Source organism: Klebsiella sp. MPUS7 (assembly GCF_009905335.1).
Lineage (GTDB): Bacteria > Pseudomonadota > Gammaproteobacteria > Enterobacterales > Enterobacteriaceae > Klebsiella > Klebsiella grimontii.
Genome location: NZ_CP047604.1, coordinates 2447699 through 2473111, shown reverse-complemented (window position 1 = coordinate 2473111; position 25413 = coordinate 2447699). Strand labels below are relative to the sequence as shown.

At 56.8% G+C, this 25413-nt stretch carries 26 protein-coding genes; 19 read left to right on the top strand and 7 right to left on the bottom strand.

Annotated features, from left to right (window positions below; all coding sequences use genetic code 11):
* Positions 1 to 102: 102 nt before the first annotated feature.
* The 5 genes from malX (at position 103) to yedF (ending at position 5071) form a co-directional block, all read left to right on the top strand.
* Positions 103 to 1695 carry a maltose/glucose-specific PTS transporter subunit IIBC gene (gene malX, locus GUC22_RS11635; protein WP_004134377.1) on the top strand — a complete coding sequence of 531 codons (1593 nt, stop codon included), beginning with the start codon at positions 103 to 105 and terminating at the stop codon, positions 1693 to 1695.
* A gap of 48 nt (positions 1696 to 1743) precedes the next feature.
* Positions 1744 to 2922, top strand: coding sequence for a MalY/PatB family protein (locus GUC22_RS11630; protein ID WP_154915213.1), 1179 nt, complete (start codon positions 1744 to 1746; stop codon positions 2920 to 2922).
* A 315-nt stretch (positions 2923 to 3237) separates the two neighbouring features.
* Complete coding sequence (gene ydfZ / locus GUC22_RS11625; RefSeq protein ID WP_004134374.1) at positions 3238 to 3441, top strand: putative selenium delivery protein YdfZ; 204 nt, start codon at positions 3238 to 3240, stop codon at positions 3439 to 3441.
* Positions 3442 to 3629: 188 nt separating this feature from the next.
* Complete coding sequence (gene yedE / locus GUC22_RS11620; RefSeq protein WP_004134371.1) at positions 3630 to 4841, top strand: selenium metabolism membrane protein YedE/FdhT; 1212 nt, start codon at positions 3630 to 3632, stop codon at positions 4839 to 4841.
* On the top strand, positions 4838 to 5071 hold the full coding sequence (yedF, locus tag GUC22_RS11615; protein ID WP_004134369.1) for a sulfurtransferase-like selenium metabolism protein YedF: 234 nt from the start codon (positions 4838 to 4840) through the stop codon (positions 5069 to 5071). Before yedE ends, yedF begins: the two co-directional genes overlap by 4 nt.
* A gap of 77 nt (positions 5072 to 5148) precedes the next feature.
* On the opposite strand, the gene metQ is transcribed toward yedF, so the two are convergent.
* Positions 5149 to 5961 carry a methionine ABC transporter substrate-binding lipoprotein MetQ gene (gene metQ / locus GUC22_RS11610; RefSeq protein WP_024357990.1) on the bottom strand — a complete coding sequence of 271 codons (813 nt, stop codon included), beginning with the start codon at positions 5959 to 5961 and terminating at the stop codon, positions 5149 to 5151.
* A 272-nt stretch (positions 5962 to 6233) separates the two neighbouring features.
* Here metQ and add point away from each other — a divergent pair, with 272 nt between their 5' ends.
* Positions 6234 to 7235 (top strand): adenosine deaminase, encoded by a 1002-nt coding sequence (add, locus tag GUC22_RS11605; protein ID WP_154915212.1) that lies wholly within the window; start codon positions 6234 to 6236, stop codon positions 7233 to 7235.
* Positions 7236 to 7291: 56 nt separating this feature from the next.
* Here add and GUC22_RS11600 read toward each other — a convergent pair whose 3' ends face one another.
* Entirely contained in the window at positions 7292 to 8332 is a 1041-nt protein-coding gene (locus GUC22_RS11600) for an oxidoreductase (RefSeq protein ID WP_024357988.1), read from the bottom strand.
* A 177-nt stretch (positions 8333 to 8509) separates the two neighbouring features.
* On the opposite strand from GUC22_RS11600, the gene blr reads away from it, so the two are divergent.
* From blr to gstA, 13 genes are all read left to right on the top strand, one after another.
* Positions 8510 to 8659 (top strand): division septum protein Blr, encoded by a 150-nt coding sequence (gene blr, locus GUC22_RS11595; protein ID WP_004119556.1) that lies wholly within the window; start codon positions 8510 to 8512, stop codon positions 8657 to 8659.
* A 103-nt stretch (positions 8660 to 8762) separates the two neighbouring features.
* Positions 8763 to 10133: a GH1 family beta-glucosidase gene (locus tag GUC22_RS11590; protein ID WP_160183524.1), complete on the top strand. Its 1371-nt coding sequence runs from the start codon at positions 8763 to 8765 to the stop codon at positions 10131 to 10133.
* Positions 10134 to 10353: 220 nt separating this feature from the next.
* The gene (ydgT, locus tag GUC22_RS11585; RefSeq protein ID WP_004134363.1) at positions 10354 to 10569 is read left to right on the top strand and encodes a transcription modulator YdgT; all 216 of its coding nucleotides are present in this window, start codon (positions 10354 to 10356) and stop codon (positions 10567 to 10569) included.
* Between the two features lie 79 nt (positions 10570 to 10648).
* Positions 10649 to 11089, top strand: a complete 441-nt coding sequence (locus GUC22_RS11580) for a DUF2569 domain-containing protein (protein ID WP_024357986.1) — start codon at positions 10649 to 10651, stop codon at positions 11087 to 11089.
* A gap of 77 nt (positions 11090 to 11166) precedes the next feature.
* Positions 11167 to 11748 carry an electron transport complex subunit RsxA gene (gene rsxA / locus GUC22_RS11575; protein ID WP_004102633.1) on the top strand — a complete coding sequence of 194 codons (582 nt, stop codon included), beginning with the start codon at positions 11167 to 11169 and terminating at the stop codon, positions 11746 to 11748.
* Positions 11748 to 12326 (top strand): electron transport complex subunit RsxB, encoded by a 579-nt coding sequence (gene rsxB / locus GUC22_RS11570; protein ID WP_024357985.1) that lies wholly within the window; start codon positions 11748 to 11750, stop codon positions 12324 to 12326. The genes rsxA and rsxB overlap by 1 nt, the downstream gene beginning before the upstream one ends.
* Positions 12319 to 14583: an electron transport complex subunit RsxC gene (gene rsxC / locus GUC22_RS11565; protein ID WP_160183523.1), complete on the top strand. Its 2265-nt coding sequence runs from the start codon at positions 12319 to 12321 to the stop codon at positions 14581 to 14583. Before rsxB ends, rsxC begins: the two co-directional genes overlap by 8 nt.
* Complete coding sequence (gene rsxD / locus GUC22_RS11560; RefSeq protein ID WP_024357983.1) at positions 14584 to 15636, top strand: electron transport complex subunit RsxD; 1053 nt, start codon at positions 14584 to 14586, stop codon at positions 15634 to 15636.
* A 10-nt stretch (positions 15637 to 15646) separates the two neighbouring features.
* The gene (rsxG, locus tag GUC22_RS11555) at positions 15647 to 16267 is read left to right on the top strand and encodes an electron transport complex subunit RsxG (protein WP_004132321.1); all 621 of its coding nucleotides are present in this window, start codon (positions 15647 to 15649) and stop codon (positions 16265 to 16267) included.
* A 3-nt stretch (positions 16268 to 16270) separates the two neighbouring features.
* Positions 16271 to 16969 carry an electron transport complex subunit E gene (locus GUC22_RS11550; RefSeq protein WP_160183522.1) on the top strand — a complete coding sequence of 233 codons (699 nt, stop codon included), beginning with the start codon at positions 16271 to 16273 and terminating at the stop codon, positions 16967 to 16969.
* 1 nt (position 16970) lies between these two features.
* Positions 16971 to 17606, top strand: a complete 636-nt coding sequence (gene nth, locus GUC22_RS11545) for an endonuclease III (RefSeq protein ID WP_004132317.1) — start codon at positions 16971 to 16973, stop codon at positions 17604 to 17606.
* A gap of 596 nt (positions 17607 to 18202) precedes the next feature.
* Positions 18203 to 19708, top strand: coding sequence for a dipeptide/tripeptide permease DtpA (gene dtpA / locus GUC22_RS11540; RefSeq protein ID WP_024357981.1), 1506 nt, complete (start codon positions 18203 to 18205; stop codon positions 19706 to 19708).
* A 108-nt stretch (positions 19709 to 19816) separates the two neighbouring features.
* On the top strand, positions 19817 to 20422 hold the full coding sequence (gene gstA / locus GUC22_RS11535) for a glutathione transferase GstA (protein ID WP_004136813.1): 606 nt from the start codon (positions 19817 to 19819) through the stop codon (positions 20420 to 20422).
* 47 nt (positions 20423 to 20469) lie between these two features.
* Here the strand turns inward: gstA and pdxY are convergent, their stop codons facing one another.
* The 5 genes from pdxY to anmK all read right to left on the bottom strand — a co-directional run bounded on the left by pdxY (position 20470) and on the right by anmK (position 25174).
* Entirely contained in the window at positions 20470 to 21330 is an 861-nt protein-coding gene (pdxY, locus tag GUC22_RS11530; RefSeq protein ID WP_004136812.1) for a pyridoxal kinase PdxY, read from the bottom strand.
* Positions 21331 to 21391: 61 nt separating this feature from the next.
* On the bottom strand, positions 21392 to 22666 hold the full coding sequence (gene tyrS / locus GUC22_RS11525) for a tyrosine--tRNA ligase (protein ID WP_024357979.1): 1275 nt from the start codon (positions 22664 to 22666) through the stop codon (positions 21392 to 21394).
* 253 nt (positions 22667 to 22919) lie between these two features.
* Positions 22920 to 23576, bottom strand: a complete 657-nt coding sequence (gene pdxH, locus GUC22_RS11520) for a pyridoxamine 5'-phosphate oxidase (protein WP_004119519.1) — start codon at positions 23574 to 23576, stop codon at positions 22920 to 22922.
* Positions 23577 to 23633: 57 nt separating this feature from the next.
* Positions 23634 to 23957: a C-type lysozyme inhibitor gene (mliC, locus tag GUC22_RS11515; RefSeq protein WP_004136809.1), complete on the bottom strand. Its 324-nt coding sequence runs from the start codon at positions 23955 to 23957 to the stop codon at positions 23634 to 23636.
* Between the two features lie 92 nt (positions 23958 to 24049).
* Positions 24050 to 25174: an anhydro-N-acetylmuramic acid kinase gene (gene anmK, locus GUC22_RS11510; RefSeq protein ID WP_160183521.1), complete on the bottom strand. Its 1125-nt coding sequence runs from the start codon at positions 25172 to 25174 to the stop codon at positions 24050 to 24052.
* Positions 25175 to 25413 lie beyond the last annotated feature (239 nt).

The following is a 25413-nucleotide window of genomic DNA, read 5'->3' as shown; positions in this document are numbered from 1 at the left end:
CGCCGGAATATGTGATTTTTATCGCACTAAAATTAGGTAAAACGTTTTATCTTTCCGTTGCGCTTCATCCTACCGCTAACTTTAAGAACCAGGATTCATGTTATGACGGCGAAAACAGCAAGCAAAATTACCTTATGGGAGTTTTTCCAGCAGTTAGGGAAAACCTTCATGTTACCCGTGGCGTTGCTCTCCTTTTGCGGGATCATGCTGGGGATCGGCAGCTCTCTGAGCAGCCATGATGTCCTGACGCTTCTGCCGTGGCTGGACGTGCCGCTGCTGCAGGCCGTTTTCATCTGGATGGGCAAAGTCGGCTCTTTTGCCTTCAGCTTTCTGCCGGTGATGTTTTGTATCGCCATTCCGCTGGGCCTGGCCCGGGAAAACAAGGGCGTCGCCGCGTTTGCCGGTTTTGTCGGCTACGCCGTGATGAATCTGGCGGTTAACTTCTGGCTGACGGCCAAAGGCATTCTGCCGACCACCGATGCCGCCGTCCTCAAAGCGAATAACATTCAGAATATTATCGGTATTCAGTCTATCGATACCGGGATCCTTGGCGCGGTGATCGCCGGGATCATCGTCTGGATGCTGCATGAGCGTTTTCACAATATCCGCCTGCCCGACGCGCTGGCCTTTTTTGGCGGCACCCGCTTTGTTCCAATTATTACTACCGTGGTTCTCGGCCTGGTCGGTCTGGTGATCCCGTTGATCTGGCCTGTTTTCGCCATGGGAATTAATGCCCTCGGCCAGGTCATCAATAGCGCCGGGGATTTCGGACCGATGATCTTCGGCACCGGAGAACGCCTGCTGCTGCCGTTCGGCCTGCACCATATTTTGGTGGCGCTGATCCGCTTTACCGAGGCGGGCGGCACCATGGACGTTTGCGGTCATAGCGTTAGCGGCGCGCTGACGATTTTCCAGGCCCAGCTCAGCTGTCCGACCACCCACGGCTTCTCCGAAAGCGCGACCCGTTTCCTTTCGCAGGGGAAAATGCCGGCATTTCTCGGCGGCCTGCCGGGCGCGGCGCTGGCGATGTACCACTGCGCGCGTCCGGAAAACCGGCATAAAATTAAGGGACTGCTGATTTCCGGCGTTATCGCCTGCGTGGTGGGCGGTACCACGGAACCGCTGGAGTTCTTGTTCCTGTTCGTCGCACCGGTGCTGTACGTTATCCACGCGCTGCTGACCGGGCTGGGCTTCACCATGATGGCTATCCTCGGCGTGACTATCGGCAACACCGACGGCAACGTTATCGACTTTGTGGTGTTCGGCATTCTGCACGGTCTGTCCACCAAGTGGTATCTGGTGCCGGTGGTCGCGGCTATCTGGTTCGCGGTTTACTACGGCATCTTCCGTTTCGCTATCACCCGTTTTAACCTGAAAACCCCGGGACGCGATATTGAAACTAATAGCGCTTTCGAAAAGGCCGTCACCGGCGTGACCGGAAAATCAGGCTATAACGTTCCGGCGATTCTGGCCGCGCTCGGCGGCGCCGAAAATATCGTTTCGCTCGATAACTGCATCACCCGCCTGCGTCTGTCGGTTAACGACATGAGCAAAGTCGACAGCGCCGCGCTGAAAGCGAATCGCGCCATCGGCGTGGTGCAGCTCAACCAGCACAACCTGCAGGTGGTGATTGGCCCGCAGGTGCAGTCGGTAAAAGATGAAATGGCTGTCCTGATGAATACCGTCGAGGCATAAGCTCCGCCCCCTCCCTACGGGAGGGGGTTCATAATGAAGGAAGTGCAGATGTTTGATTTTTCAACGCCGGTCGACCGTCATGGCACCTGGTGTACCCAGTGGGATTACGTCGCCGACCGCTTTGGCGCAGCCGACCTGCTGCCATTTACTATCTCCGATATGGATTTCGCCACCGCCCCCTGCATTCTTGATGCCGTCAGCAAACGCCTGGCACACGGCGTTTTTGGCTATAGCCGCTGGAAAAACGACGAGTTCCTCGGCGCGGTGAGCCACTGGTTCGCCAGCCGTTTTCATAGCTCAATCGATCGCGAAGCGCTGGTGTACGGCCCGTCGGTTATCTATATGGTCGCGGAGATGATTCGCCAGTGGTCGGCAGCGGGAGACGGCATTGTGGTCCACGCTCCGGCCTATGACGCCTTTTATAAAACTATCGAAGGCAATCAGCGGCGCGTCGCCCCCGTCCCGCTCACCCTCGACAGCGGCCAATGGCGCTGCGATATGGCGCAGCTGGAACAGGCGCTGGCCGAGCCGCGCAATACCGTTTTGCTGCTATGCAGTCCGCATAACCCCACCGGCAAGGTCTGGACCCGTGAAGAGCTGGAAACCATGGCGCGGCTGTGTGAAAAACACGGCGTGAAGGCGATCAGCGACGAGATCCATATGGATATGGCGTGGGACGGGCATCAGCACATCCCCTGGTGCGAGGTGGCGCGCAGCCCCTGGGCGCTCTTTACCTCCGGTTCGAAAAGCTTCAACATTCCGGCGTTTACCGGCGCATACGGGCTGATTGACGACGCCGCCGCACGCGAAAGCTATCTGCACGCTCTGAAGAGCCGCGATGGCCTCTCTTCCCCTTCCGTGCCGGCGCTGGTGGCGCATATCGCCGCCTATCGCGAGGGGGCGGCCTGGCTGGATGCCCTGCGCGGCTATCTGCAGGAGAATATGCGCTACATCGCCGATGAGCTGAACCAGGCGTTTCCCGAGCTTAACTGGCAGCCGCCGCAGGCGACTTACCTGGCGTGGATTGATCTGCGGCCGCTGGCGATTGACGATCGCGCCCTGCAAAAAGCGCTCATCGAGGAGCAAAAGATCGCCATTATGCCCGGCGATACCTACGGCGAAGCGGGTAAAGGCTTTGTCCGCCTGAACGCCGGCTGTCCGCGCGAGAAGCTGGAAAAAGGCGTACAGGGGTTAATCGCCGCGTTGCGCCGATCGCCAACGCGCTAGCGGCCTGTCCGCTAGCTCAGAGGTCAATATCGCCGCCGGTTTTTCGCGGCTAAAAAATTAAGCCGGAAATATCATCATCCCGCGCTATTTTTCCGCGCCGCCGGAGTACACGATCTATTTAGCACACGGCGGCGCGGCATCGCGGGATTATTTACCGCCGCTGCCTTCGCTTAATTGCCGACTCCCCGCTCGCTCATCCGTCCTCCGGACATAATTAGCCGATATTTTGACGAGACTCAAAAAAAGCCGTTTCGCAAAGGTGTATTTAAATGCCGTTTTTAATTCCCGTCAAAGCATTCATCAGGAGGAAAAAAAATGAACACCTACGATCGTAACCGTAACGCTATCTCTACCGGCAGCATGGTTATGGTGGCCGACAGCGGCGCGACGGGCGTCATCAAAGCCATCCACGCCGAGGGTAAAACGGCGGAGCAGATCCGTCGCGCCGATTGCGTGGAAATAGACGGCCATCAGGGATTATATTGCCCGTTGAATCTTATTCGCCTGGGCTTTAACTAATCGCCAAAACCGTCACCGGGAGTTGACCGCGGTTCGGCGGGCGTGAAAGGCCACTCTGGTGTGGCCTTTTGTATTCTCTTTATCGGTCAATTTGATCCCATCGAGCGTTTTCAGCGAATAAGCCGCGTATTATCGCTGCTCTTTAACCCGCTACGGGTAATATACCTTCTGAGTTCAGAGGCATCTTCATGACATGGCAACAGTTCAAACAGGCGTGGCTGATTAAATTCTGGTCGCCGGTACCCGCCGTTATCGCCGCGGGTATTCTCTCAACCTACTACTTCGGTATTACCGGCACTTTCTGGGCCGTCACCGGCGAATTCACCCGCTGGGGCGGGCAATTACTGCAGCTCGTCGGCGTGCACAGCGAAGAGTGGGGCTACTATAAACTCATTCATCTCGAGGGCACCCCGCTCACCCGTATCGACGGCATGATGATCATCGGCATGTTCGGCGGCTGTTTCGCCGCCGCGCTGTGGGCGAATAACGTGAAGCTGCGCTTCCCTCGCAGCCGGATCCGCATTCTGCAGGCCGTCGCCGGGGGAATTATTGCTGGTTTCGGTGCGCGCCTGGCGATGGGCTGCAATCTGGCCGCGTTCTTTACCGGTATCCCGCAGTTTTCTCTGCACGCCTGGTTCTTCGCCATCGCTACTGCTATCGGCACCTGGTTCGGCGCGCGCTTTACCTTACTGCCCATCTTTCGTATTCCGGTAAAAATGCAGAAAGTGTCGCAGGCGTCGCCGCTGACGCAAAAACCTGACCAGGCGCGGCGCCGGTTCCGTCTCGGGATGGTGGTCTTTTTCGCCATGATCGCCTGGGGCCTGCTCACCGCGGCGAACCAGCCGAAGCTCGGCCTGGCGCTGCTGTTTGGCGTGGGGTTTGGCCTGCTTATCGAACGGGCGCAGATCTGCTTTACCTCCGCCTTTCGCGATATGTGGATAACCGGACGCACCAATATGGCGAAGGCGATTATCTTCGGTATGGCCGCCAGCGCCATTGGCATCTTCAGCTACGTGCAGCTGGGTATGGAGCCGAAAATCATGTGGGCGGGCCCTAACGCGGTTATCGGCGGCCTGCTGTTTGGCTTTGGCATCGTCCTGGCGGGCGGCTGCGAAACCGGCTGGATGTACCGCGCGGTGGAGGGTCAGGTGCACTACTGGTGGGTCGGGCTGGGCAACGTGATCGGTTCAACGATCCTCGCATACTACTGGGACGGGCTCTCCCCGGCGCTGGCCACAAGCTGGGATAAAATCAACCTGCTGGCGACCTTCGGGCCATTCGGCGGCCTGCTGGCGACCTATCTCCTGCTGCTGCTCGCGCTGGTTCTGGTGATAGGCTGGGAAAAACGTTTCTTCCGCCGTCAATCTCTCGCCGCCTCGACCGTTAAGGAAAGCGCATGAAAACTTTCGTTCCCGATTATCGCCTCGATATGGTTGGCGAACCCTGCCCCTATCCGGCCATCGCCACGCTGGAAGCCATGCCTTCGCTGAAGAAAGGCGAGATACTTGAAGTGGTCAGCGACTGTCCGCAGTCGATTAACAATATCCCGCTGGATGCCAAAAACCACGGCTACACCGTGCTCGACATTCAGCAGGATGGGCCAACCATCCGCTATTTGATTCAAAAGTAGCCAGAAAAAAGCCGGTAGTGGGTCGCTACCGGCTGCAATGATCGTGACTGCACGCGGTCAGAGTTGGCCGAGCGTCTCTACCAGCCCTTCACCGCATCGCCTTTGTATAGCCGTTCAGCCGCCGCGGCGACCTCATCGCTCTGGTAGGCCTTCACCAGGTTTTTCACCTTCTCGCTGTCTTTGTTTTCGATACGGCTGGCAAAGATATTAACGTAAGGCGAATCTTTGCTTTCCACAAACAGGCCGTTGCGCGACGGCGACAGCCCAACCTGGCTGGAGAAAGTGGTATTGATGATCGCCATGGTTATCTGCTGGTCGTCCAGCGCGCGGGTCAGCTGCGGCGCTTCAATTTCGACGATTTTTAGCTTTTTCGGATTGTTGATAATATCCAGCGAAGTGGGCAGCAGACCCACGCCGTCCTTCAGCGTAATCAGCCCCTGTTTTTGTAACAACAGCAGAGAACGACCGAGGTTAGTTGGATCGTTGGGGACCGCCACCTGCGCGCCATCGGGCAGCTGAGCGACCGATGTGATTTTCTTTGAATAGGCCGCTATCGGATACACGAAAGTGGTGCCAACCTGAACCAGCTTATAGCCGCGCTCCTGAATCTGTTTGTCCAGATAGGGCCTGTGCTGGAAAGCATTGGCATCCAGATCGCCGTTATTCAGCGCCTCGTTAGGCAGAACGAAATCATTAAACGTCACCACCTCTACGTCGAGGTTGTATTTCTCTTTCGCCACTTTTTGCGCCACCGCCCACACTTCCTGATCGACGCCCGCGCTAATGCCCACCTTGATGTGGTTGGGGTCCTCGCCAGGTTTGCAGGCGGCCAGCAGCAGTGAACTTGCGACAATCAGCGGTACCGCGATTTTTTTTAACGTGAAAACCATATTCCCAGGGTCCTTTTAAAAATTGCCTGCCATTCATTGCAGGAAAACCAGCGCCTGAGACTATAGAAAATCTCACGGGCGAAATTAAATACTGATTGACTATGATTAATAGCGTTTTGCTATGAGCGATTTGGTCATTCCTCTATTTGACAGGGTAATCCTCCCTCCTCTCAACGTTTTCCCCTGGATTGTTCGGTATTTTTCTCCCCTTTAAACCATTTATCGTTCTGATGTACAATGACGCGCACTTTAACTAAAAAAAGAGTGCGACCATGATTGATTTAACTTTGCCATTAACCGACATCCATCGCCACCTCGATGGCAATATCCGGGCCCAAACTATTCTCGATCTTGGCCGTCAGTTTAATCTCGCACTCCCGGCAGACACCCTCGATACTTTACGTCCTCACGTGCAGGTCACCAGCAATGAGCCGGACCTGGTCAGCTTCCTCGCTAAGCTCGACTGGGGGGTAAAAGTGCTGGCCTCGCTGGAGGCCTGCCGCCGCGTCGCCTATGAAAACCTCGAAGATGCCGCGCGCAACGGCCTGCACTACGTCGAACTGCGTTTCTCTCCACGCTATATGGCGATGACTCACCAGCTGCCCGTTGCCGGCGTTGTCGAGGCGGTGATCGCCGGAGTGAAAGAAGGCAGCCGCGACTTTAACGTCGAAGCCCGCCTGATCGGCATCCTGAGCCGCACCTTCGGCGAGGCGGCCTGTGAGGAAGAGCTTGAGGCTCTGCTCGCCCACCGCGACGGCATCACCGCCCTCGACCTCGCCGGGGATGAGCTGGGCTTCCCGGGAAACCTGTTTATGGATCACTTCCGCCGCGCGCGCGATGCCGGCTGGCGCATCACCGTTCATGCGGGCGAAGCCGCTGGCCCGGAAAGCATCTGGCAGGCGATTCGCGAACTGGGTGCCGAGCGTATCGGCCACGGCGTGAAGGCGGTGCAGGATCCGGCGCTAATGGATTATCTCGCCGCGCAGCGAATCGGTATTGAGTCCTGTCTGACATCCAATATTCAGACCAGTACCGTGTCATCCCTGGCCGAGCATCCGTTGAAAACGTTCCTCGAACACGGCGTGCTGGCCTGTATCAACACCGACGACCCCGCCGTTCAGGGCGTCGATATTATCCACGAATACACCTTCGCCGCCCCGGCTGCCGGCTTAAGCCGGGAGCAAATTCGCCAGGCGCAGAAAAATGGTCTGGAGCTCGCCTTTTTAAGCGCCCAGGAGAAAGCGGCGCTGATTCAGCGCGTACAGCAGGCTTGATGTTTACCCCCGCGGCAACGCGGGGTTCTGCTACCGCCTCGTTTCGTCAGGGCGATCTAATTCAGAGACAGCGTCGCCCGATGCCTGGCCGACTCCAGCCCCAGCTCAATCAGTTCCATTATCTGAATCGCCTGGCTTGCCGGGACCGGATTAACGCCGACCCCGTTAAGCGCATCGCGAATGGCGGCATAATAGGCCGGATAGTTGCCCGGTAGCGTCAGCCACGACGCTTCGGTTATTTCCTCGCCTTCGGCCCGCGTCAGCAGCCCATCGCGCATATCATATCCCCAGTCCTCCTGCGGCAGGCGCTCGCCGCTTTTCAGCCGTTCTTCCTGCGGATCAAGGCCGTATTTCACGTAGCTTCCGCGCGAGCCGTGGATGATAAAGCGCGCCGTTTCCGCGGCGGCCACCAGGGTTCCGTGCAGTACCACCCGGCGCTGCGGCCAGGTTAATACCGCGTGAAAATAGTCAGTGGACTGCGAGCCCGGACGTAATTGCGCCAGATCGACCTGCATGCTAACCGGAAGTCCGAAGAGATTTACCACCTGGTCCAGCAGATGCGGGGCAAGATCGTACCAGATGCCGCTGCCCGGCCCGCCCTGCTCGCGCCAGCGTTGCCGCACCTGCGGTCGATAGCGGTCGAAATGTGACTCAAAATAGACTACCTCTCCCAGCAGCCCTTCATTAATCAACGATTTCACCGTCAGAAAATCGCTGTCCCAGCGGCGGTTGTGAAACACCGAAAGCAAGCGCCCCTCGCTTTTGGCAATCGCTTCAAGCTCGCGCGCCTGCGCCAGCGTCACGGTAAAAGGTTTATCCACCACCACATGCTTGCCCGCTTCCAGCGCGGCTTTGGCCAGCGGGAAATGGGTGTCGTTTGGGGTGGGGATCGCCACCAGGTCGATATTGGGATCGCTAAAGAGCGCTTGCGGCGCGGCCACCACCTGCACCGCAGGCCAGTCGGCCAGCACTTTCTTTTCATCGCTGCTCGACACCGCCGCCAGCGTCATCCCCGGCGTACCGCTGATGAGCGGCGCATGAAAGGTTTTGCTCGCATAGCCGTAACCGATTAATCCTACCCGGATAGCGTCACTCATTTTTCTGCCCTCTTAACGAGAAGATGGTGGCCGCGTTGATGCCGCGGCTTGCTCACTCTTTTAACCCGCAACGTTGCTCAGCTTTACGCCATTTGCGTCGCTAAGATCATGTAACACTTGCGTTACTTCAGTCGTTGAGTACCATTTCAGTCTGGTTTCACAATTTGCAGTAGTGTTATGGAAAACGTTTTTAACCGTATTGTAGAACTTATTGGCTGGATTGTTTTGGGCGTTTCGGCCCTGCTTTTAGTTATCGCTCATCATATTGATAACTACCAGTCCCCGCCTTCCGTTGATGTTGTTCAGACGAAGCCGCTGTCGAAATAAACAGTGACCCGCTTCGCAACTATGCAACCGGTTTCTGAAACCGGTTGCATAGTTGCACACGCATTGATTACACTCTCTTTATCAATCGATAAGGAGTTTTTTCATGTCCGGATTTCCGCAACACTTTTTATGGGGCGCCGCTACCGCAGCCTGGCAGGTTGAAGGCGGACACGATGCCGACGGCAAAGGCCCTTCTATCTGGGATACTTATTCCCATCTTCCTGGCACTACCTATCAGGGGACGACCGGTGACGTCGCCGTTGACCACTACCATCGTTTTCGCGAAGACGTGGCGCTGATGGCGGAAATGGGTTTGCAAAGCTATCGCTTCTCTATTTCCTGGCCCCGCCTGTTGCCCACTGGCCGCGGCGAGGTGAATGAAGCAGGGATGCAATTCTACAGCGACCTGATTGACGAGCTGCTGGCGCATAACATTGAACCGATGATCACCCTGTACCACTGGGATCTCCCCCAGGCGCTACAGGATGAAGGCGGCTGGGAGGCGCGCAGTACGGCGCAAGCCTTCGCTGAGTACGCGCGTCTTTGCTATCAACGCTTTGGCTCTCGCGTCAAACTGTGGGCCACCTTTAACGAGACGATCGTTTTTATTGGCCACGGTTATATTAACGGCATTCATCCCCCTGCGGTGCGGGACCCGGCGCGGGCCATTCAGGCCTGCCACCACGTCTTTATCGCCCATGCGCTGGCGGTTAAAGCGTTTCGTGAAATGGGCGTCGCGGGAGAGATAGGGTTTGTCAACGTGCTGCAGCCGCACACTGCATTAACCGACAGCGAAGCAGATAAGCAAGCGACGGAGATGGCGGACGCTATCCATACTCACTGGCTCTACGATCCGGTATTAAAAGGCGGCTATCCTGCGGAGCTGCTGCAGAAAACTCAGGCGCTGTGGGGCGTTCCGGCCTTTGAACCGGGTGACGATGCGCTGCTGCGTGACAACCGCTGTGATTTTATCGGCCTGAACTACTACCGTCGTGAAACCGTGTCGGCGCAGCCTCCTGAAGTCGCGACCGGCGGCGAGCCGGGAGTTGACGGACTCTTCTACTTCGTGCGCAACCCGCAAAGCACCTATACCGAATGGGGCTGGGAAATTTGGCCTCAGGGCTTAACCGACGGGATCATGATGATTAAAGCGCGCTACGGTGATATTCCGATCTATATCACCGAAAACGGGCTGGGGGCGGTAGACCCGATTATCAATGGCGAAATCGTCGACGACCCGCGAATTGACTACCTCAGCAGCCATATCACGGCGCTGGAAAAAGCGCTGGAGCTGGGTGCCGACGTGCGCGGTTACTACCCCTGGTCCTTTATTGATCTGCTGAGCTGGCTGAACGGTTATAAAAAACAGTACGGGTTCGTTTATGTCGATCACCAGCAAAATCTGGCGCGTAAACGGAAAAAGAGCTTTTTCTGGTATCAAAACGTTATTGCCAGCCGAGGCGAACAGCGTTAATCTTCTCTCCCAGGCGCCTTCCGGCGCCTGATTTAGTTCTGGAATACTCCTAAATTTCTTTTTACCAGGCCGGAAACATCGTCTGTTCTTGTCACAGGTATTTACAACCGAAATAACTCCATACAGTTTATCTTAAAAAGGAACTGCCGGTTGAGAACAGGTTTACTCAATATGGGTATATTCAACTTAATTTATTCCGATTATAAAATGGATACGCAAAATGACCGTTCAGGACTACTTATTAAAATTTCGTAAAATCAGTTCGCTGGAAAGTCTGGAAAAACTTTTTGATCACCTTAACTATTCTCTGACCGATAACGAAGAGATCGTCAACATGTATCGCGCGGCCGACCATCGCCGGGCGGAGCTGGTTTCCGGCGGCAAATTGTTCAACATCGGCGAAGTGCCCAAGTCCGTGTGGCGCTACGTGCAATAAAGACTGTCATCATTCACGCCAGTTGCTTATACTTCCGCCCTGCTTTTATTGATAACTGGCGTTGAATTTGGGAGTAATAATGTCCTCTGACTCTGTGGAACGTATTGGCGGATGGCTTTTGGCGCCGCTGGCATGGCTCCTGGTGGCCCTGCTTAGCGCCTCATTGTCGCTGCTGTTTTTTGCTAAGGCTTTGATGTCTTCCCAGACTTATACATTGTTGGGCAATATGAGTGCCGAACATCTCGCCCTGTGGATTGCTTCCTTAGCTTTTGCTATCGCCATGTGGTACTACACGCTGTGGTTGACCATCGCCTTTTTTAAGCGGCGGAAAGGGGTACCGAAACACTACATCATCTGGCTGCTGATCACGCTGCTGTTGGCGGTGAAAGCCTTTGCCTTTTCCCCGATTTCTGACGCGCTCGCGCTGCGCCAGCTGCTTTTCCCTCTTCTCGCCGCTGCGCTGCTTGCACCCTATTTCAGGCGTTCTGCTCGGGTTAAACGGACCTTTGTGAATCCGTAATAACCACACAGTTAACCTGTTGTCGCCGGTATCGATTTATTCGATAATAGACGGCTTTTTCTATTTCAGGTCGAATGATGGCTGATTATTTACTGCTCTTTGTTGGCACTGTCCTTGTTAACAACTTCGTGCTGGTGAAGTTTCTAGGACTGTGCCCGTTTATGGGGGTTTCCAAAAAGTTGGAAGCCGCTATGGGGATGGGGCTCGCCACCACCTTCGTGATGACGCTGGCCTCTATTTGCGCCTGGCTAATTGATACCTGGATCCTTATCCCACTGGATCTGGTCTATTTGCGCACGTTGGCCTTTATCCTGGTCATCGCCGTGGTGGTGCAGTTTACCGAGATGGTCGTGCGTAAAACCAGCCCGGCGCTGTATCGCCTGCTGGGGATTTTCCTGCCGCTGATCACCACCAACTGCGCGGTGCTCGGCGTGGCGCTGCTAAACATTAACCTTGGGCATAATTTCCTGCAATCGGCGCTGTACGGTTTTGCCGCCGCGGTCGGTTTTTCGCTGGTGATGGTGCTTTTCGCTTCTATTCGCGAGCGCCTGGTGGTCGCGGATGTGCCGGCGCCGTTTCGCGGTAACGCCATTGCGCTGGTCACCGCAGGTTTAATGTCTCTTGCCTTTATGGGCTTTAGTGGTTTGGTGAAGTTGTAATGAACGCTGTCTGGATAGCCGTGGTCGCCATTAGCCTGCTGGGGCTGATTTTCGGCTTAATTCTGGGGTACGCCTCCCGCCGCTTTGCGGTAGAAGATGACCCGGTGGTGGAAAAAATAGATGCCCTGCTTCCGCAGAGCCAGTGCGGCCAGTGCGGCTACCCCGGCTGTCGCCCCTACGCGGAAGCGGTCGGGACCCAGGGTGAGAAAATCAACTGCTGCGCCCCCGGCGGCGAAGCGGTAATGCTTAAAATCGCCGAGCTGTTGAACGTCGATCCGCAGCCGACAGACGGCGACGCGCAAGAAGCCGAACCTGCACGAATGCTGGCGACGATCGACGAAGCGAACTGCATCGGCTGCACAAAATGCATCCAGGCCTGCCCGGTCGACGCCATCATCGGCGCCACCCGCGCCATGCATACGGTGATGAGCGATCTCTGTACCGGCTGTAATCTCTGCGTCGCGCCTTGTCCAACGCAATGTATTGAACTGCGCCCGGTGGCGGCGACGACAGAAACCTGGAAATGGGATCTTCAGACCATCCCGGTACGCATTATTCCCGTGGAACAACATGTTTAAGTTATTTTCCGCTTTTCGCAAAGATAAAGTCTGGGACTTCAACGGCGGCATCCATCCGCCAGAGATGAAAACCCAGTCCAACGGTACCCCGCTGCGTCAGGTGTCGCTGCCGCAGCGTTTCGTCATCCCGCTAAAGCAGCATATCGGCGCGGAAGGTGAGCTGTGCGTGCAGCCGGGCGATCGCGTCCTGCGCGGCCAGCCGTTGACGCGCGGCTGGGGCCGAATGTTGCCGGTGCACGCCCCAACGTCCGGGATCGTGGCGGCCATCGCCCCCCACTCTACCGCCCACCCTTCCGCGCTGGCGGAAATGAGCGTCATTATTGATGCCGATGGCGAAGACCGCTGGATTGAGCGCGATGGCTGGTACGATTATCAGAATAAATCCCGCGAAGCGCTGATTGAGCGTATTCACCAGTTTGGCGTGGCCGGACTGGGCGGCGCGGGTTTCCCGACCGGCGCCAAGCTGCGCGGCGGCGGCGACAAAATCGACACACTCATTATCAACGCCGCCGAGTGCGAGCCCTACATCACCGCCGATGACCGTCTGATGCAGGATTGCGCGGCGCAGATCGTTGAGGGTATTCGTATCCTTGCCCATATTCTGCAGCCGGGTCAGGTCCTGATCGGCATCGAGGATAATAAACCGCAGGCGATTTCGATGCTGCGCGCGGTATTAGCCGACACGCACGGTATTTCCCTGCGAGTGATCCCCACCAAATATCCCTCCGGCGGCGCGAAACAGCTCACGCAGATCCTCACCGGCAAGCAGGTGCCTCACGGCGGACGCTCCTCTGACATCGGCGTGCTGATGCAGAACGTCGGCACCGCCTATGCGGTGAAACGCGCGGTAATCGACGGCGAGCCGCTGACGGAGCGCGTCGTCACCCTGACCGGCGAAGCGGTCTCGCGTCCGGGTAACGTCTGGGCGCGCCTCGGCACCCCGGTCAGCCATTTGCTAAAGGATGCCGGTTTCTGCCCGAGCGCTGACCCGATGGTGATTATGGGCGGCCCGTTGATGGGCTTCACCCTGCCGTGGCTCGACGTGCCGGTCGTGAAAATTACCAACTGCCTGCTGGCGCCGTCGGCGAGCGAAATGGGCGAGCCGGAAGAGGAAAAAGGCTGCATCCGCTGCAGCGCCTGTGCGGACGCCTGCCCGGCCGATCTTCTGCCGCAGCAGCTTTATTGGTTCAGCAAAGGCCAGCAGCACGACAAAGCCACCAGCCATAATCTCGCAGATTGCATCGAGTGCGGCGCCTGCGCCTGGGTTTGCCCAAGCAATATTCCGCTGGTGCAGTACTTCCGCCAGGAGAAAGCCGAGATCTCCGCGATCGCGCAAGAAGAGAAACGCGCCGCGGAGGCCAAAGTTCGCTTTGAGGCGCGTCAGGCTCGCCTGGAGCGCGATAAAGCGGCGCGTCTGGAGCGTCATAAGCAGGCCGCGGTCCAGCCTGCGGCGAAAGATCAGGACGCCATTAACGCCGCCCTTGCCCGGGTGCGTGAAAAACAGCGTGACGCGGCGCAGCCGATTATCGTGCTCTCCGGCGCCAAACCGGATAACAGCGAAGCCATTGCCGCCCGCGAAGCCCGCAAGGCCGAGGCGCGGGCGCGCAAAGCCGAACAGCAGACGGCTCCGGCGGTAGATGCCGCGGCCGATCCGCGCAAAGCCGCCGTTGAAGCCGCGATCGCCCGAGCGAAAGCGCGTAAAGCTGAACAGCAGATGGCTCCGGCGGTAGATGCCGCCGCCGATCCGCGCAAAGCCGCCGTTGAAGCCGTGATCGCCCGAGCGAAAGCGCGTAAAGCTGAACAGCAGACGGCTCCCGCGGTAGATGCCGCCGCCGGACAACCGGCAGCCGCCGATCCGCGCAAAGCCGCCGTTGAAGCCGCTATCGCCCGAGCGAAAGCGCGTAAAGCAGAACAGCAGACGGCTCCGGCAGTAAATGCCGCCGCCGAACAACCGATAGCCGCCGATCCGCGCAAAGCCGCCGTTGAGGCCGCTATCGCCCGAGCGAAAGCGCGTAAAGCAGAACAGCAGACGGCTCCGGCAGTAAATGCCGCCGCCGAACAACCGATAGCCGCCGATCCGCGCAGGGCCGCCGTTGAGGCCGCTATCGCCCGAGCGAAAGCGCGCAAAGCAGAACAACAGCAACAAGCAGTTCCCCCGTCGGCAGCCAATGACGACGCCCGCAAAGCGGCAGTCGCTGAAGCAATCGCCCGCGTTCAGGCCCGGAAAGCATCCCGGCAGGCAGTTAACGAGGATTAAATGGTTTTCAGAATCGCAAGTTCCCCTTATACCCACAATCAGCGCCAGACTTCGCGGATTATGCTGCTGGTGCTGCTCGCCGCGGTACCCGGCATCGTGGTGCAGACCTGGTTTTTCGGCTGGGGTACCGTGTTGCAGATTATCCTTGCCGCCCTCACGGCGTGGGGGGCCGAAGCGGCCATCCTTAGACTGCGCAAACAAAATATTCCCGCGATCCTCGCCGATAACTCAGCGCTGCTCACCGGCCTGCTGCTGGCCGTCAGTATCCCGCCTTTCGCCCCGTGGTGGATGGTCGTGTTGGGCACTGCGTTTGCGGTGATTATCGCCAAACAGCTGTACGGTGGACTGGGTCACAATCCTTTTAACCCGGCAATGATTGGCTACGTGGTGCTACTGATCTCTTTCCCGGTGCAGATGACCTCCTGGCTTCCGCCCCATGAAATAGCCGCCCATGTTCCAGGTTTTAGCGACGCGCTGCGGATGATTTTCACCGGCCATACGGCGACCGGTGGGGACATGAATAGCCTGCGAATTGGCATTGACGGTATCAGTCAGGCCACGCCGCTGGATACCTTTAAAACGTCGCTTCACGCCGGCCATCCGGTTGGCGAGATCCTGCAGTATCCAATCTACGGCGGCGAGCTCGCCGGTCTCGGCTGGCAGTGGGTGAACGTGGCCTGGCTCGCGGGCGGTCTGTTCCTGCTGTGGCAGAAGGCTATCCGCTGGCATATTCCGCTGAGCTTCCTGCTGAGCCTCGCCGTTTGCGCCACCCTGGGATGGCTGTTCTCCCCGGAAAGCCTCGCCTCGCCGCAGATGCATCTGCTTTCCGGCGCCACCATGCTCGGCGCCTTCTTTATCCTGACGGACCCGGTGACCGCCTCCACCACCAATCGCGGACGCCTGATCTTCGGCGCGCTGGCGGGATTACTGGTATGGTTGATTCGCAGCTTTGGCGGCTACCCGGATGGCGTGGCCTTTGCCGTCCTGCTGGCCAATATCACCGTTCCGTTGATCGATTACTACACGCGCCCGCGCGCGTACGGCCACCGCTGAGGACCCGAACATGTTACAAAGCATGCGCAAACACGGTATCACGCTGGCACTCTTCGCCGCAGGTTCTACCGGGCTGACGGCGGCGATTAACGAGCTGACCAAAAGTACCATTGAAGACCAGGCCGCCCAGCAGCAAAAAGCCCTATTCGACCAGGTGATGCCAGCCGCTCTCTACAATAACGATTTGCTGAAAAGCTGTTATCAGGTTAGCGCGCCGGAGCTGGGCAAGGGCCAGCACAAGGTATGGATCGCGCAGGACGGCGAGAAGCCGGTTGCTGCGGTGATGGAAGCTACCGCGCCGGACGGCTATTCCGGCGCCATTCAGCTGCTGGTAGCCGCCGATTTTAAAGGCACCGTGCTGGGTACCCGCGTTACCGAACATCATGAGACGCCGGGCCTGGGCGACAAAATCGAGCTCCGAATTTCCGACTGGATCACCCTCTTTGCCGGTAAAACGATCCATGGGCAAGACGACAGCCACTGGGCCGTGAAAAAAGACGGCGGCGATTTCGACCAGTTTACCGGGGCCACCATTACCCCTCGCGCGGTGGTCAACGCCGTCAAACGCGCGGGCCTGTACGCCCAAACGCTGCCCGCGCAGATTTCCGCATTCACTCCCTGTGGAGACTAGACCATGAGCGAAGTTAAAGACGTTATTGTTCAGGGGTTGTGGAAAAACAACTCCGCGCTGGTTCAGCTGCTGGGGATGTGTCCCCTGCTCGCCGTGACTTCTACCGCCACCAACGCTCTCGGTCTTGGGCTGGCGACGACGCTGGTTTTGACCCTGACGAACCTGACCATTTCCAGCCTGCGTCGCTGGACGCCGACGGAAATCCGTATCCCGATTTACGTGATGATCATCGCGTCGGTAGTGAGCGTCGTGCAGATGCTGATTAACGCCTACGCTTTCGGCCTTTATCAGTCTCTGGGGATTTTTATCCCGCTGATCGTCACCAACTGTATCGTGGTTGGCCGCGCGGAAGCCTTTGCGGCGAAAAAAGGCCCGGCGCTCTCGGCGCTGGATGGATTCTCCATCGGGATGGGGGCGACATGCGCAATGTTTGTGCTCGGTTCGATGCGCGAAATCCTCGGCAACGGCACCCTGTTTGACGGTGCCGATAGCCTGCTCGGCGGCTGGGCTAAAGTTCTGCGCATTGAAGTATTCCATACCGATACGCCGTTCCTGCTGGCGATGCTGCCACCGGGCGCATTTATTGGCCTCGGCATGATGTTGGCGGTAAAATACCTCATCGATGAACGTAGCAAACAGCGCAAAGCCAAAGCGGCGCAAGCCGATCTCATTGCGCCGTCTGATGTGACGGGAAAAGCATAGGATGAATAAGAGTAAACGCCTGGAGATCCTCACCAGGCTCAGGGATAACGACCCGCACCCCACCACGGAGCTGCATTTTAACTCGCCGTTTGAACTGCTGATCGCCGTTCTGCTCTCGGCGCAGGCCACCGACGTCAGCGTCAACAAAGCCACGGCAAAACTCTATCCGGTCGCCAATACGCCAGCAGCCATGCTGGCGCTGGGCGTTGAGGGCGTGAAGGCGTATATCAAAACCATCGGTCTGTTTAACAGTAAAGCCGAAAACGTTATCAAGACCTGCCGGATCCTGCTTGAACAGCACAATGGCGAAGTTCCGGAAGATCGGGCGGCCCTTGAGGCGCTTCCCGGCGTGGGACGCAAAACGGCAAACGTGGTGCTGAATACCGCCTTCGGCTGGCCGACAATCGCCGTCGATACGCATATCTTCCGCGTTTGTAATCGAACACAATTTGCGCCCGGTAAAAACGTGGAACAGGTGGAAGAAAAGCTGTTAAAGGTGGTTCCGGCGGAATTTAAAGTCGACTGCCATCACTGGTTAATCCTGCATGGTCGTTATACGTGTATTGCCCGTAAACCGCGCTGCGGCTCCTGCCTGATAGAAGATCTTTGCGAGTATAAAGAGAAGGTCTATTCCTGACGACGCGCAGAGTCATTGTCCTCCCAAAGAGATGACTCTGCCTCCCCCGGCTTTATCGACATTCACGCCATGGTTTTGCCCCGGCTGCGGGTGATTATGCGGTTATATAATCATCATCCAGGGTATTCATTTTTTTTAGAGTCAAAATTTCTATACATTTGTGATCAGGATCACCTGGTCATTTTGTTGTTGGTTAATTGTTAACGTAATTGTACCCAAACCTGCTGATTCAAATACCCTCAACTTAAATACCAACACAATAACCCATCAATTTTTAGGATTATGGGCTATATCACTGGATGCAAGCGCACTCAGCAGAACATATCGCCATTATACGAAAAATTTTCCATTGCGGCAGATAAAAACGCTCCCATTCACCAAAGCTTGAAATTTAACTCTGAATAACATTTGTGTATGCGGTGTATTATTCCGCACAAAATATGTGTAACAGATTATTGCAAAGCTATTGCCTGAAGGGACAGGATAGTGAACATTACCTGCCGTTTTCCCTCCAGAATAACTATAAAGGCGGCGGTCTGAGAAGATTGCGCCCCGAGCACCCCCCGTTAATATGGGATGTAAAAAAAGAGGTATTTGTGTCGACTGCAAACAATAAACCAACAGAAAGCGTCAGCTTGAACGCTTTCAAACAACCACGATCGTTCTATCTCATCTTCTCGATTGAGCTATGGGAGCGTTTTGGTTTCTACGGCCTGCAAGGGATCATGGCCGTTTACCTGGTTAAACAGCTGGGTATGTCAGAAGCGGATTCTATCACCCTGTTCTCCTCCTTTAGCGCCCTGGTCTACGGCCTGGTGGCGATTGGCGGCTGGCTGGGCGACAAGGTGCTGGGCACCAAGCGCGTCATTATGCTCGGTGCCATTGTTCTGGCCATCGGCTATGGCCTGGTAGCGTGGTCCGGGCACGATGCGGGCATCGTCTATATAGGTATGGCGACGATTGCCGTCGGTAACGGCCTGTTTAAGGCTAACCCCTCTTCCCTGCTCTCAACCTGCTATGAAAAGAACGACCCGCGTCTGGACGGTGCATTTACCATGTACTATATGTCCATCAACATCGGTTCCTTCTTCTCTATGCTGGCCACGCCGTGGCTGGCGGCGAAGTTCGGCTGGAGCGTCGCTTTCGCCCTGAGCTTTGTCGGCCTGGTGATCACCATTGTCAACTTCACTTTCTGCCAGCGCTGGGTTAAACAGTACGGCTCGAAGCCTGACTTCGCCCCGCTGCAGGTAGGCAAGCTGCTGGCGACAATCGTTGGCGTGGTGGTTCTCATCGCGATTGCAACCTGGCTGCTGCACAACCAGGGTGTTGCACGTATGGCGCTGGGCGTGGTTGCGCTGGGTATTATCGTTATCTTCGCTAAAGAAGCCTTCGCGATGCAGGGCGCCGCGCGGCGCAAAATGATCGTCGCGTTCATCCTGATGCTGCAGGCGATTATCTTCTTTGTTCTGTACAGCCAGATGCCGACCTCCCTTAACTTCTTTGCGATTCGCAACGTTGAACACTCTCTGCTTGGCATCGCTTTCGAGCCTGAGCAGTACCAGGCGCTGAACCCATTCTGGATCATTATCGGTAGCCCGATTCTGGCCGCTATCTACAACAAAATGGGCGATACCCTGCCGATGCCGATGAAGTTTGCTATTGGTATGGTCCTCTGTTCCGGCGCCTTCCTCGTACTGCCGCTGGGCGCTAAGTTTGCCAGCGACGCGGGTATCGTGAACGTCAGTTGGCTGGTTATCAGCTACGGCCTGCAAAGTATCGGTGAACTGATGATCTCCGGCCTGGGTCTGGCGATGGTTGCGCAACTGGTTCCTCAGCGTCTGATGGGCTTCATCATGGGCAGCTGGTTCCTGACTACCGCTGGCGCCAACCTGATCGGCGGCTACGTCGCGAACATGATGGCGGTGCCGGATAACGTGACTGACCCGCTGATGTCGCTAGAAGTTTACGGTCGCGTATTCCTGCATATTGGTGTCGCCACCGGCATTATCGCCATCCTGATGCTGCTGACGGCGCCTAAGCTGAACCGCATGACCCAGGACGATGATAAAACGGCAAAAGCCCGCGATACCGCTACGGCCTAAGCTCCCCGGGAAAACCCATAAATTTAAACCGCTAACGCGCTGTTAGCGGTTTTTTTTTGCCCCTGGGCGGACTAACATACAGAAAACCGCAGCCACGAGGAGTTACCGATGAAACTGTTCTACAAATCCGGCGCTTGTTCTCTTGCTTCGCATATCGCGCTACGCGAGAGCGGCCTGGACTTCACCCTGCAGGGCGTTGACGTGATGAAAAAACGTCTCGAAAACGGGGATGATTATCTGCTGGTAAACCCGAAAGGTCAGGTGCCGGCGCTGCTGCTGGACGATGATGTGCTGCTGACGGAAGGTGTGGCCATTATGCAATATATCGCCGATCGCGTGCCGGATCGCCAGCTGCTGGCACCGGTGGGAAGCATCGCGCGCTATCAGACGCTGGAGTGGCTAAACTACGTGGCGACGGAACTGCATAAAGGTTTTACCCCGCTGTTTCGTCCTGATACGCCGGAGGATTACAAACCTGTCGCTCGCGCGCTGCTGGACAAAAAAATGCAGTACGTTAACGAATGCCTGGAAGATAAAGAGTGGATTAACGGGCACCGTTTCACTATCGCCGATGGCTACCTGTTCACCGTGCTGCGCTGGGCGTACGCCGTGAAGCTGGATATGGCAGGCTATAGCAATATTGCGGTCTGGATGAAGCGCGTTGCCGCGCGGCCTGCCGTAGCCGCCGCCCTCGAGGCTGAAGGGCTGAAGTAACGCCGATCCTTGCCCGACGCAGGTCGGGCAAGTTGTTCTCACGCCTCTTAAAGCTGCGTGGCGCTGAAGTAGTGCTCCGGCTGGGCAATACGATCCTGAGCCGCCACAACCTGTAGCTCATACTCCTGCATATTTTTTGTCGCCAGCATGATTTCATACACCGCGGCGGTGACGTGCTCCAGCGCATCGCGCAAACTCGCGCCCTGCAGCAGCTTAACCAGCAGCAGCCCGCTGGTGACATCGCCGACGCCCACCGGCTGGCGCATGCCAAAATCCACCAGCGGACGGCTGATGTGCCAGGCCTCTTGCCCGGTGACCAGCAGCATTTCAAAACGATCCATGCTCAGCCCGGCGCGTGAGAGATGCTTCACCAGCACCACTTCCGGCCCCTGAGCAATCAGCTCGCGGGCGGCCAAAACCGCTTCGTTAACGTTTGCCACCGGGTGCCCGCAGAGGATCTCCAGCTCAACCAGGTTTGGCGCAATAATATCGCTCGCCGGCAGCGCATAGCGCACGTGAAACTCCGCGACGCCAGGCGCCACGATGCAGCCCTTTTCAGGATGCCCCATCACCGGGTCACAGAAATATTTCGCGGCCGGATTGGCGCTTTTCACCTGACGCACGATGCCAAGAATATGTTCGCCCTGCTCCGCCGACCCCAGGTATCCGCTTAATACCGCGTCGCAGCGCTGCAGCTGGTTAATATCGGCTATCCCCTGCACAATCTCCGTTAAATGCGCCGGCGGCATGACGCAGCCGGTCCACTTTCCGTATTGGGTATGGTTGGAGAATTGTACGGTGTTAAGCGGCCAGACGTTGGCGCCAAGGCGGCGCATCGGAAATTCAGCGGCGCTGTTGCCCGCATGGCCAAACACAACGTGGGACTGGATGGCGAGGATATTCTTCATCTTGATTACCTGAGAGCAAAAAATAAGGGGCGCGGTTTCCCACGCCCCTGCCTTTACGCAATTACTTCCAGCAGACCAGACAGTAATTTTTCTTACCGCGGCGCAGTAAGGTGTAGCGCCCGAAGAGGCGGTCGCCATCGACAAACACATATTCCGGGTCGGACTGTTTTTCGCCGTTAATGGTCACCGCGTTGGAGGCGATGGTTTTACGCGCCTGGCCGCGGGACGGCTGCAGCTCAGAATCCACCAGCGCCTGCATCAGATCGGCACCCTTTTCCATTTCGATCATCGGCACGCCATCCTGCGCCAGCTGCTCGAAATCGGCTTCGCTCAAATCGCTCAGGTTACCGTTGAACAGGCTCTCGGTAATGCGTTTTGCCGCCACCAGTCCTTCTTCGCCGTGCACCAGACGGGTCACCTGCTCGGCCAGCACATACTGGGCGCGCGGCGCTTTACCGCTGTTTTTGTCTTCTTCTTCCAGGGCGTTGATTTCAGCCATGTCCATAAAGGTGAAGAACTTCAGGAAGCGATAAACGTCAGCATCCGCGGTGTTGATCCAGAACTGGTAGAACTTGTACGGGCTGGTTTTCTTCGGATCCAGCCACACCGCGCCGCCTTCAGTTTTACCAAATTTGGTGCCGTCGGCTTTGGTGATCAGCGGTACGGTCAGGCCAAAGACCTGGTTCTGGTGCAAACGACGGGTCAGGTCGATACCGGAGGTAATGTTGCCCCACTGGTCAGAACCGCCGATTTGCAGCGCCACGCCGTGCAGCTTGTTCAGGCAGGCAAAGTCGTAACCCTGCAGCAGGTTGTAGGAGAACTCGGTAAAAGAGATGCCCTGGTCGTCGCGGTTGAGACGCTGCTTCACCGCTTCTTTGTTGATCATCTGGTTTACAGAGAAGTGCTTGCCGATATCACGCAGGAAGGTCAGCACGTTCATGCTGCCAAACCAGTCGTAGTTATTCGCGGCAATGGCCGAGTTATCCCCGCAATCAAAGTCGAGGAAAGGCGCGACCTGTTTGCGGATTTTATCCACCCACTCCTGCACGGTATCTTCAGTGTTCAGTTTACGCTCAGCGGCTTTAAAGCTCGGGTCGCCAATCAGCCCCGTCGCGCCGCCGACCAGCGCAACCGGCTTGTGGCCAGCCTGCTGGAAGCGTTTCAGGCATAACAATGGAACAAGATGCCCCAAGTGCAAGCTGTCGGCGGTAGGGTCGAAGCCGCAATAGAGCGCGATCGGGCCTTGCGCCAGTCGCTCTGCTAACGCTTCCTCGTCCGTCACCTGGGCTACCAGCCCCCGCTCCTGCAATTGTTTAATCAAGTTACTGCTTGCCATCAAATTCTCCATCTATAAACGACTGCACCTCTGCCGGTACACGACTTTTCGCCAGACGCGAAAAAAAACATCTACGCAAAATTATTCAAGCTGCATCGCGGCGGCAAGCATGTAAAAGCCCAGGGAACTTACTCAGGTAAGCGACAGAGCCAGACAGGCGCGGCTAACAAAGATGCAGCTTGAAAAATGAAGCGTATAGAATAAAGCGCCGGGCCACGATGCACCAGCGCTTAACACAACATTTTTGCGTGCTTTATGGCGCCAGTCGGTCGATTTGCCAGCCGCCGTTTTGCCGCTGGTAGAGAAAACGATCGTGCAGACGATGCTCGCCGCCCTGCCAGAACTCCATCTGCTCGATGCTGACGCGGAATCCGCCCCAGAAGCTCGGCAGAGGAACTTCGCCCTGCTGGAACTTTTGCTTAAGCTCGAGGAACTTACTCTCAAGGATGCCGCGCGCCGAGATACGGCTGGACTGCTGCGACACCCAGGCGCCAATCTGGCTATCGCGCGGACGGCTGTGGAAATATTTAACCACTTCCAGCGTTGAAAGGCGTTCTGCTTTGCCGATAACCATCACCTGGCGCTCCAGCATATGCCATGGGAACAGCAGGCTGATGCGGGGATTTTTTTCAATCTGGTGGGCTTTGCGGCTGCCAAGGTTGGTGTAAAACACCAGGCCTTTTTCATCATAGTGCTTAAGCAAAACGATGCGCTGGTAAGGCTGGGCGTTTTCATCAACGGTGGCGACCACCATCGCCGTTGGATCGGCGAGCTTCGCATCGCAGGCCTGACGCAGCCAGCGTTCAAATAGCGCCAGAGGTTCGGCGGGAAGGTCGTGGCGACGCAGGCCGCCACGGGTGTACTCGCGGCGCAGGTGCGCGATTTGCTGCAATTCGTCGTTATCAGACATGGCAATTGAGACAATAATCAAAGGGTAGCGTCATTGTGCGCCCCCATGACCGAAATCTCAACGTTTGGCGGTTTGCAGCTGACAGTTTTCCAGCACGATACGGTCGCGTTTATAGACCGTCGCGTTATCACCCTTCGACCAGAAGACGTAAACGCCGTCGGTATAGCGCGCTCCGGATGCGGATAACCCCTGCTGCAAGTTGAGCTGCTGGTTATCGTAGATAAAGCTGACCTGCTGGCGAGTATGATTAAGATGGACGGTCAACGGCTTCTGGTCGCACTGGTACTCCAGTGTGTCCGTATTCATCCGCTCGACAAACTGATTGTAGTAGCTACAGCCCGCGAGCATAAAAGGTACCGCAAGAATAAGTATTTTTTTCATTAATTTGCCTTCGACTTTCCCGGTCCGGGAAGGCATAACGCCCTCCCTCAACGCTGTCCAGTCTACGAAGAAACCGGCGCGGGTGATTTCAGTTAACTCTGATTTTGCGGCGGATTTGCCGGGAAAATCGCGCCAAGCACGGAAGCCTGCGACGCGCCGGTTACCGAAGGGAGATTACCGGGTAATCCGGCAAGCGTCCGCCACGCCAGCCATGCGAAAGCCAGCGCCTCCATATCATCACCGCTGATCCCCGCCTCATCGGTGGTCGACACTTCCGTTCCCGGCAGCAGCGCCGCCAGACGCGCCATCAGCAGCGGATTACGCGCGCCGCCGCCGCAGACCAGCAGACGTTCGCATCCCCCGCTGAGCAGCACCTGTTCACTGATGCTGACGGCGGTCAGCTCCGCCAGGGTGGTCTGCACGTCCTGGGCGCGAAGCCCCGGATAACGCGCCAGATGCTGCGATAGCCAGCCGTAGTTAAAGTATTCGCGACCGGTACTCTTCGGCGCCGGTAGCGCAAACCACGGATCGCTTAGCATATCCTGCAGCAGCGGCAGCACCACTTTACCCTCGCTGGCCCACTGCGCGTCTTTATCGTAGGGTTTACCACACTGTCGCCAGATCCACGCGTCCATCAGCATGTTACCAGGCCCGGTGTCGTAGCCGCGCACCGGTACCCCCAGCGCCAGCAGGGAGAGGTTGGCGATACCGCCAATATTAAGAACCATTCGACGCTCTACCGGATGCGCCAGCAGCGCGTGGTGGAACGCCGGAACCAGCGGCGCGCCCTGCCCGCCGAGCGCCATATCGCGACGACGAAAGTCGCCGACGACCGTCACGCCGGTACGCGCGGCAATCTGGTTATTGTCGCCAATCTGTAGGGTATGCGGCGCGTCGCCCGTAGGCTCATGCCAGACCGTTTGGCCATGGCAGCCGATGGCGATAATGTCCGCCGCCTGTAACTTTTCCTGCGTCATCAACGCCTGAACCGCATCGGCAAACAGCCGTCCCAGACGCGTATCAAGCCGCCCCAGCTGCGATAGCGTAAGCTGCTGGCCCTGACAGATGGCCAGAATGTCTTCTTTAATAGCAATGGGGATGGGATAGGTCAGGCTGGCCTGCTGGGCGACCATATTTTCATTAATTGCTGCGAGGACAACATCAACACCATCAAGGCTGGTGCCGGACATTACGCCGATAAAGCGGCCTGATTTCATACGCTTTCCTTCATTCCATGACTCTCGTATATCCCCACACTCCACCATAAACGAGGGGGCAATGCTATGCTGCTATAATACTTTTTAACAATACAAGCAGCGCTGTCGTTCGTAGGGTAAAGAACTTGTGTTTAGTTTAGGTTGAGACGACTCTGATTATTATTTTTTGTATAGTCACTGCATCTGCTATGCCAGCAGACGCTTAAATGCCATATAATTGGCTACAAGGAAGTTCAACA

What these genes read in the sequence shown, in the direction of transcription:
- malX (WP_004134377.1), top strand. Translation starts at nt 103, where the DNA reads ATGACGGCGAAAACAGCAAGCAAAATTACCTTATGGGAGTTTTTCCAG.
- GUC22_RS11630 (WP_154915213.1), top strand. Translation starts at nt 1,744, where the DNA reads ATGTTTGATTTTTCAACGCCGGTCGACCGTCATGGCACCTGGTGTACC.
- ydfZ (WP_004134374.1), top strand. Translation starts at nt 3,238, where the DNA reads ATGAACACCTACGATCGTAACCGTAACGCTATCTCTACCGGCAGCATG.
- yedE (WP_004134371.1), top strand. Translation starts at nt 3,630, where the DNA reads ATGACATGGCAACAGTTCAAACAGGCGTGGCTGATTAAATTCTGGTCG.
- yedF (WP_004134369.1), top strand. Translation starts at nt 4,838, where the DNA reads ATGAAAACTTTCGTTCCCGATTATCGCCTCGATATGGTTGGCGAACCC.
- metQ (WP_024357990.1), bottom strand. Translation starts at nt 5,961, where the DNA reads ATGGTTTTCACGTTAAAAAAAATCGCGGTACCGCTGATTGTCGCAAGT.
- add (WP_154915212.1), top strand. Translation starts at nt 6,234, where the DNA reads ATGATTGATTTAACTTTGCCATTAACCGACATCCATCGCCACCTCGAT.
- GUC22_RS11600 (WP_024357988.1), bottom strand. Translation starts at nt 8,332, where the DNA reads ATGAGTGACGCTATCCGGGTAGGATTAATCGGTTACGGCTATGCGAGC.
- blr (WP_004119556.1), top strand. Translation starts at nt 8,510, where the DNA reads ATGGAAAACGTTTTTAACCGTATTGTAGAACTTATTGGCTGGATTGTT.
- GUC22_RS11590 (WP_160183524.1), top strand. Translation starts at nt 8,763, where the DNA reads ATGTCCGGATTTCCGCAACACTTTTTATGGGGCGCCGCTACCGCAGCC.
- ydgT (WP_004134363.1), top strand. Translation starts at nt 10,354, where the DNA reads ATGACCGTTCAGGACTACTTATTAAAATTTCGTAAAATCAGTTCGCTG.
- GUC22_RS11580 (WP_024357986.1), top strand. Translation starts at nt 10,649, where the DNA reads ATGTCCTCTGACTCTGTGGAACGTATTGGCGGATGGCTTTTGGCGCCG.
- rsxA (WP_004102633.1), top strand. Translation starts at nt 11,167, where the DNA reads ATGGCTGATTATTTACTGCTCTTTGTTGGCACTGTCCTTGTTAACAAC.
- rsxB (WP_024357985.1), top strand. Translation starts at nt 11,748, where the DNA reads ATGAACGCTGTCTGGATAGCCGTGGTCGCCATTAGCCTGCTGGGGCTG.
- rsxC (WP_160183523.1), top strand. Translation starts at nt 12,319, where the DNA reads ATGTTTAAGTTATTTTCCGCTTTTCGCAAAGATAAAGTCTGGGACTTC.
- rsxD (WP_024357983.1), top strand. Translation starts at nt 14,584, where the DNA reads ATGGTTTTCAGAATCGCAAGTTCCCCTTATACCCACAATCAGCGCCAG.
- rsxG (WP_004132321.1), top strand. Translation starts at nt 15,647, where the DNA reads ATGTTACAAAGCATGCGCAAACACGGTATCACGCTGGCACTCTTCGCC.
- GUC22_RS11550 (WP_160183522.1), top strand. Translation starts at nt 16,271, where the DNA reads ATGAGCGAAGTTAAAGACGTTATTGTTCAGGGGTTGTGGAAAAACAAC.
- nth (WP_004132317.1), top strand. Translation starts at nt 16,971, where the DNA reads ATGAATAAGAGTAAACGCCTGGAGATCCTCACCAGGCTCAGGGATAAC.
- gstA (WP_004136813.1), top strand. Translation starts at nt 19,817, where the DNA reads ATGAAACTGTTCTACAAATCCGGCGCTTGTTCTCTTGCTTCGCATATC.
- pdxY (WP_004136812.1), bottom strand. Translation starts at nt 21,330, where the DNA reads ATGAAGAATATCCTCGCCATCCAGTCCCACGTTGTGTTTGGCCATGCG.
- tyrS (WP_024357979.1), bottom strand. Translation starts at nt 22,666, where the DNA reads ATGGCAAGCAGTAACTTGATTAAACAATTGCAGGAGCGGGGGCTGGTA.
- pdxH (WP_004119519.1), bottom strand. Translation starts at nt 23,576, where the DNA reads ATGTCTGATAACGACGAATTGCAGCAAATCGCGCACCTGCGCCGCGAG.
- mliC (WP_004136809.1), bottom strand. Translation starts at nt 23,957, where the DNA reads ATGAAAAAAATACTTATTCTTGCGGTACCTTTTATGCTCGCGGGCTGT.
- anmK (WP_160183521.1), bottom strand. Translation starts at nt 25,174, where the DNA reads ATGAAATCAGGCCGCTTTATCGGCGTAATGTCCGGCACCAGCCTTGAT.